Source organism: Rhodococcus sp. P3_B8 (genome assembly GCF_056402775.1).
Genome location: NZ_JBFUGT010000370.1, coordinates 1 through 5,818, shown reverse-complemented (window position 1 = coordinate 5,818; position 5,818 = coordinate 1). Strand labels below are relative to the sequence as shown.

6 protein-coding genes are annotated in these 5,818 nt (G+C 66.1%); 1 reads left to right on the top strand and 5 read right to left on the bottom strand.

Going from position 1 to position 5,818, the window contains the following annotated elements; genetic code table 11:
• From AC1D1G_RS40535 to AC1D1G_RS40515, 5 genes are all read right to left on the bottom strand, one after another.
• A partial coding sequence (locus AC1D1G_RS40535) for an acyl-CoA dehydrogenase family protein (RefSeq protein WP_477956414.1) occupies positions 1-896 on the bottom strand: 896 nt, incomplete at its 3' end.
• A gap of 29 nt (positions 897-925) precedes the next feature.
• Positions 926-1,705 carry an enoyl-CoA hydratase/isomerase family protein gene (locus tag AC1D1G_RS40530; RefSeq protein ID WP_477956413.1) on the bottom strand — a complete coding sequence of 260 codons (780 nt, stop codon included), beginning with the start codon at positions 1,703-1,705 and terminating at the stop codon, positions 926-928.
• Entirely contained in the window at positions 1,693-2,898 is a 1,206-nt protein-coding gene (locus tag AC1D1G_RS40525; RefSeq protein WP_477956412.1) for a CaiB/BaiF CoA transferase family protein, read from the bottom strand. The genes AC1D1G_RS40530 and AC1D1G_RS40525 overlap by 13 nt, the downstream gene beginning before the upstream one ends.
• A 41-nt stretch (positions 2,899-2,939) precedes the next feature.
• Positions 2,940-3,875, bottom strand: coding sequence for an acyl-CoA dehydrogenase family protein (locus AC1D1G_RS40520; RefSeq protein ID WP_477956411.1), 936 nt, complete (start codon positions 3,873-3,875; stop codon positions 2,940-2,942).
• Entirely contained in the window at positions 3,872-4,642 is a 771-nt protein-coding gene (locus AC1D1G_RS40515; protein WP_005242237.1) for an enoyl-CoA hydratase-related protein, read from the bottom strand. Before AC1D1G_RS40515 ends, AC1D1G_RS40520 begins: the two co-directional genes overlap by 4 nt.
• Positions 4,643-4,785: 143 nt before the next feature.
• Between AC1D1G_RS40515 and AC1D1G_RS40510 the strand changes: the two genes are divergently transcribed.
• Positions 4,786-5,818, top strand: a 1,033-nt coding sequence (locus AC1D1G_RS40510; protein WP_477956410.1) for a 3-hydroxyacyl-CoA dehydrogenase NAD-binding domain-containing protein, incomplete at its 3' end; no start/stop codon positions are given.

Genomic DNA, 5,818 nt, shown 5'->3' with positions numbered 1-5,818 from the left:
GCACTCTGGTCGACCTGATCGGACACCGACATCAGCATTGCGCGGGCGGCAGTGATCTCGCCGCGGAGACGCGCAAGATCGAACTGGAGATCCTGCGCTTCGGCGACCTTCGACGACAGCAAATCACGCTCCATTGCCCAGGCAACGACGGAGTCGAAGGCGCCCTGTGCGAAGCCGACGCCCTGCGCGGCGGCACTGATGCGCGAACGGGTCACCGAACGCAGTAGCAACGCATAGCCTTCGCCCTCAGCGCCCATCCGGGCGGCCACCGGAATCCGGCAATCTTGGAAGGACAACGCAACGGTGGAAGCGCCCTTCTGCCCCAGCTTCTTCATCGGCGCCCCGGCCTCGAATCCCGCAAGTCCCGCGGTTTCCAGCAGGAATGCGGTCACTCCGCCCTTTCCTCGCGAGGGGTCCACCGTCGCGAAGAGGACTATGACGTCCGCTCGATCGCCGTTGGAGATAAAGGTCTTCTCGCCGTTGACGACGTACTCATCGCCCTCGCGACGGGCCACGGTGCGCATCGCCCCGACATCCGAGCCGGCTCCAGGCTCGGTGAGCGCGATCGAGCCAACAGCCGACCCGTCGCAGAGCCGGGGAACCCAGGTCTGGATCTGTTCCGGGGAGCCCTGCAGCTGGATCGGGTGCGCGCAGTGCATCTGCGTCATGTACACCGTAGAGGTGGAACCGCAGGCCGCGGCGATACGAGACAGCGCCTCGGCATAGGTTGCCGTGCTGGTTTCTGCACCGCCCAGGGACTTCGGGGCCAGCATGACGCCGAGCCCGGATTCCGCGAGATCGGCCAGCCCGGCTGTCGGGAATTCGGCGGCGATGTCGACCGCGGCCGCCTGCGGTTCGATCGTGCGCTCGATCACTCGGTCAACGGCGTCGACCACATCTGGATCGACTGACGCCCACTGTGATTTCATGATTCCTCCCGCTCGAAGATCGGCGCCCGACGCTCGGCGAAGGAGATGATCCCCTCCTGGCCGTCACGCGAGGCGATGGAGATCGCCGCCAGCGCGGCCTCGTGATCCAGTGCGGACGCGGCGAATGCCGGACGCGCGGCATCGAGGATGTTGGCGGTGCCGCGGCGGCTCCCGGTGGCAATTAGTTCGGCCAGACGGCGTGCTTCCGTCGCGGCTTCGGCGGGTGCCAGTGGCGGCACCGACAGCAGGCCGATCTGCCAGGCCCGATCGGCGTCGATCCGCTCGCCTCCCAGCATGAGTAGCAGCGCGGCGGGCTTGCCCACCGACATCGCAAGCCGTTGCGTACCACCGAATCCTGGAATGCAGCCGATACGCGCCTCGGGCAGTCCGAACCGGCTACGACTCGATGCCACCACCAGGTGGCAGGCGAGCATCAGCTCGAAACCGCCGCCGAGCGCGTAGCCGTCGACTTCGGCGATGACGGGAACGACAGAGTCGGCGATCGCCGACATGGTCCGCTGTCCGGCATGGATGAAGGCCTGTGCGTCCTCGACCGGAAGGGCGCGGATCTCATCGAGGTCCGCGCCGGCGCTGAAGGCGCGTTCTCCTTTACCGCGGATCACGATGCAGCCCACCGACGTGTCGTGGCGTGTTCCCTCGACCGCGTCTCGGATCTCGCGCAGCACCTGCGCGTTGAGTGCGTTGAGCTGTTCGGGGCGGCTGATCTCGATGGTCAGCACTCGCCCGTCGTGCGAGGTCTCGATCACGGAACCCACAATGTCTCCCTTCCTACCAGTTCGGAGATGGTCTTCTCATCGAGCCCGATCTCGGTGAGGATCTCGCGGCCGTGTTCGCCGCGCATGGGTGCCGGAATCCGGGCTTGCCGGTCTTCGGGATCGGACGCCAGTCGCCATGGCGCGCCCACGCCGCGGAACACTCCCGCCACCGGGTGCTGGTAGTCGACGATCGCCTTGCGTGCCTCGACTTGTGGGTCGGTAACCACTTCTGACAGGAAGTTGATCCGGCTACAGGGCACCCCGACGTCTTGCAGCAGCTTGAGCGCCTCATTGGAGGACAGTGCGATCAGGCGTTCCTGGAAGGCTCCGACGACCTCTTCGCGGTTGGCCCGGCGATCGGCATTGGTCGCCAAGTCCTCGCGCTGTGCCAGTTCGTCCAGTCCCAGCGCGGCGCAGGACCGCTGCCAGTGCCGATCGTTGCCGATCGCGACGACGATGGGCCGGTCCGCGGTACGCATCGGCTGGTAGATCGCCACCACCGAATCGGTGCCACCGCAGGGCTTGGGTTCTTCGTCGCCGGCCAGGAAGCTGGCAATGCGCGGCGACATGAATGCCAAGTCGGCCTCCAGGAGAGCGACGTCCACGATCTCGCCTTGGCCGGTCTGCTGCTGACGCACCAGTGCCGCAGCCACCGCGAAGGCTGCAACGGTGCCCGCGGCCACATCTGAGAGCGCGGTACTGACCCGCTGTGGGACTCCGTCGACGCCGGTCACGCTCATCATCCCGGACCGTGCCTGGGCAATCAGGTCGTAGCCGGGCAGCCCGGCATCCGGACCGGTGAGCCCGAAGCCGGAGAACGCGCAGATCACCAGCTGTGGGAAACGTTCGCGCAGGCCGTCGAGACCGAGTCCATGCTTGTCCAGTTTCACCGGGTTCAGGTTCTCGATGAAGACATCGGCGGACTCGAGCAGCTGGAATAGGACCTTGCGGCCCTCCTCCCCGCGGATGTCGAGGCACATGCTGCGCTTATTGCGGTTCACCGAAAGGAACCAGGCTGCCTCACCGTTGAGAAAGGGCGGCCCCCAGCCCCGGGCATCATCGCCCCCCAGAGGTTCGATCTTGATGACGTCGGCACCCATGTCGGCAAGGTACATCGAGGTCGTCGGTGCGGCGTAGGAGGAGGAGATGTCGACGACTCGCACGCCCTGCAATGGCCCGCTGCCTGTACTCATGCTCGTCTCCTTCGCGTCTGCTGATCTGGTTTCGTGTGACGTCATTGGTGCCGTCCCGTCCGCGGACCCAAGCCGCGTTCGGCGACCCGTGCGACGTGCAAGCGTCTGCCGCCGGTGCGCGCCTGGATGCCGATAGCGTCACGCATCAGCCCGGCGAGCGGGTACTCGTCGATGTAGCCGTAGCCGCCGTGCGCCTGAATGGCGTCAATGCACACCGACGTCGCCGCACGTCCGGCGGTGGCGGCGAGGTTGTAGATCGAGGTGCGGTCCTCCAGTGCCCGATCCAGGGCAGTCTCGACTCCAGCCACCATGAGATCCATGTCGGCGACGAGCGCGCGCAGCCCGGCGAAGGACCCGATTGGCACTCCGAATTGATGCCGTTCGAGCACATAGGATTGGGTCTCTGAGACTGCTCTTCKGGCTACGCCCGCGAGAGCGGCGCCGGTGAGCAGGTCCCACAGGAAAGCGGCCTCGGCGGCGGAGCCTTCGAGGGCGGCGCCACCGTCGGGAATCGTCACCGAGACGAGGTCCGCCCGCTGCAGCCCCGTGCGGGCCTCGTGGTCCACCGACGGTGCCAGATCCGCCCAGGGCACCACGTGCAGGGAGGACGTAGTGCTATCCAACACCACCACCGCGTCCGGTCCCAGGGCGCCGGCCAGCACCGGACGCGATCCCGGAACGGCGAGGGCGAAGGTCGGTTCGGTGGCGGCCTCGGCATCGATGGCACGATCGGCCACGTACCGGCTCGCCAGCACGAACGCCAGCGAGGGATCGGTCTGGGCGACGGTCCGGACGGTGTACGCCAGCCACTGGAGGGCGTCGGGTTCGTCCGCTGTGTCCCGCGCGAGGTCCAGGAGGCCGGTCTCGCTCAGCGAGTTCCGCATGGCAGACAGCGCACTCTCGCCGTCAGCTGCCGAGGCGACGACCTTCGAGACGACCGCGAGAAAGTCTGTGAGCTCTGTGCTGACTGAAGTCACCGGTGGAACCTCGCACGGTCGGGTTCGCGCCGCTGCTCGAAGGACTGCGACATCTCGTCCGCTTCCTGGGTGCTGCGGTAGGCCGTGAGCAGCAGGTCGTGCGCGATGCGCGCCTGCCCGACGACGCCTGAGTGACGACCGGAGAAGGCGGTTTTCAGCGCGCTGAGGGCGAACGGGCCTCGCTGCCGGAGAGTTTGGGCGATCTCGTGGGCATGTGCCACCGGGTCGTCGGCGATGTCGTTAACTAGTCCCATGTCGAGCGCCTGCTCGGCAGTGTATTTGCGGTTGAGATACCACATCTCCTTGGCCCGTCGCCGGCCGATCGTTTCCTCCAGGTACCAGGTGCCATAACCGGCATCGAAGCTGCCGACCATCGGGCCGACCTGCCGGAATATTGCGTGCGGTGCGGCAACGGTCAGGTCGCAGACCACCTGCAACACGTTGCCCCCGCCGACCGCGTAGCCGTTAACCGCTGCGATGACGGGCTTCGGCATGGTGTCGATGAACTCGTACAGGTCGATCACCGGCATCACGCTGGAGTAGTCCAGCGAGGCAAGCTCCTCGTGTTCGCCGCCGATGCAGAAGAACTTGTCTCCCGCGCCGGTCAGCACGGCGACGTCGATGCTTTTCGTCTCACGGACCATACGGAAGGCGTCGAGAAGCTCCCTCGCGGTCACGAAGCGGAGCTTGTTGGCGTTTTCCGGGCGGTTTATCGCGATGGTCGCCACCCCTGCATCCACAGTGACGACGATGTCCTCAAATGTCATAGCACTACCACTTCCGCAACGTCGGTCTGACCGTGGCCAGCCCTTCCTAGTTGGTAACTTGTTGACAGCAAGTTATATTATCTTACAGATAGTTGCAAGGGTCCCCACCCTTTTCAGCGAGCCACGAACCGAGGAGACGCGATATGACCACAGCTTCCACCCCGATCTGCGTAATCGGAGCGGGCACCATGGGACGTGGGATCGCACAGGTGGCACTGGCCGCGGGCCATCCGGTGAGCCTGGTCGATCCGCAGCAGGCCCAGCTGGAGGCCGCCGCCACCGAGCTCGCGGCACGCCTCGCCAAACGCCATCCGGAGGTCGCAGCCAACCTGGATGCACAGCTAGGCACATATGCCGCCATCGATCAGGCCCCCAACCACCCGGACACCGTTGTGATCGAAGCCGTCCTCGAGTCGCTGGAAGTAAAGGCGTCGGTATTCGCCGCAGCCGCCAAACACTTTGGCGACCGGTGCATCCTGGCCACCAACACCTCCTCGCTGTCGGTAACCGAGATCGCCGCCCGCTCGCCGCTACCGGATCGCGTGGTCGGATTGCACTTCTTCAATCCGGTTCCGGTGATGAAACTGGTCGAAGTAGTCACCGGCCTGCAGACCGATCCGCAGGTCACGGATCGCATCGACGAACTAGCCGTGACCTGGGGCAAACAGGTGGCGCGCGTCAAGAACGCCCCCGGCTTCATCGTCAACCGGGTCGCACGTGGCTTCTACGGTGAGGCGCTGCGGGTCCTGCAGGAACAGGCCGCCTCGCCCGCCACGCTGGACGCCGCCCTGCGGGGCGCCGGGCAGTTCCGGATGGGTCCGTTCGAACTGATGGACCTGATCGGCAACGACGTCAACGCCGCAGTCACCCGATCGGTGTGGACCGCGTTCAACTTCGACCCACGCTTCGAACCCTCCCGGATCCAGGACGAACTGGTATCCGCAGGCCGCTACGGACGCAAGCGCGGCCACGGCTTCTACTCGTACGCCGAGGACGCGGCCCCTCCGTCTCCGGCTCTCGTCCGCCCCGGCGACCTTCCCGGCACCGTCGGCTTGCGCGGACAGTGTGGTCAGCTGAAGGCGATCATCAGCCGCGCGGACATCGCCGCCGAGCCGCTCGACGGTGACGGCACCGAGCTCGTACTCGACGAGGCGATCGTCATGGTCACCCGCGGAC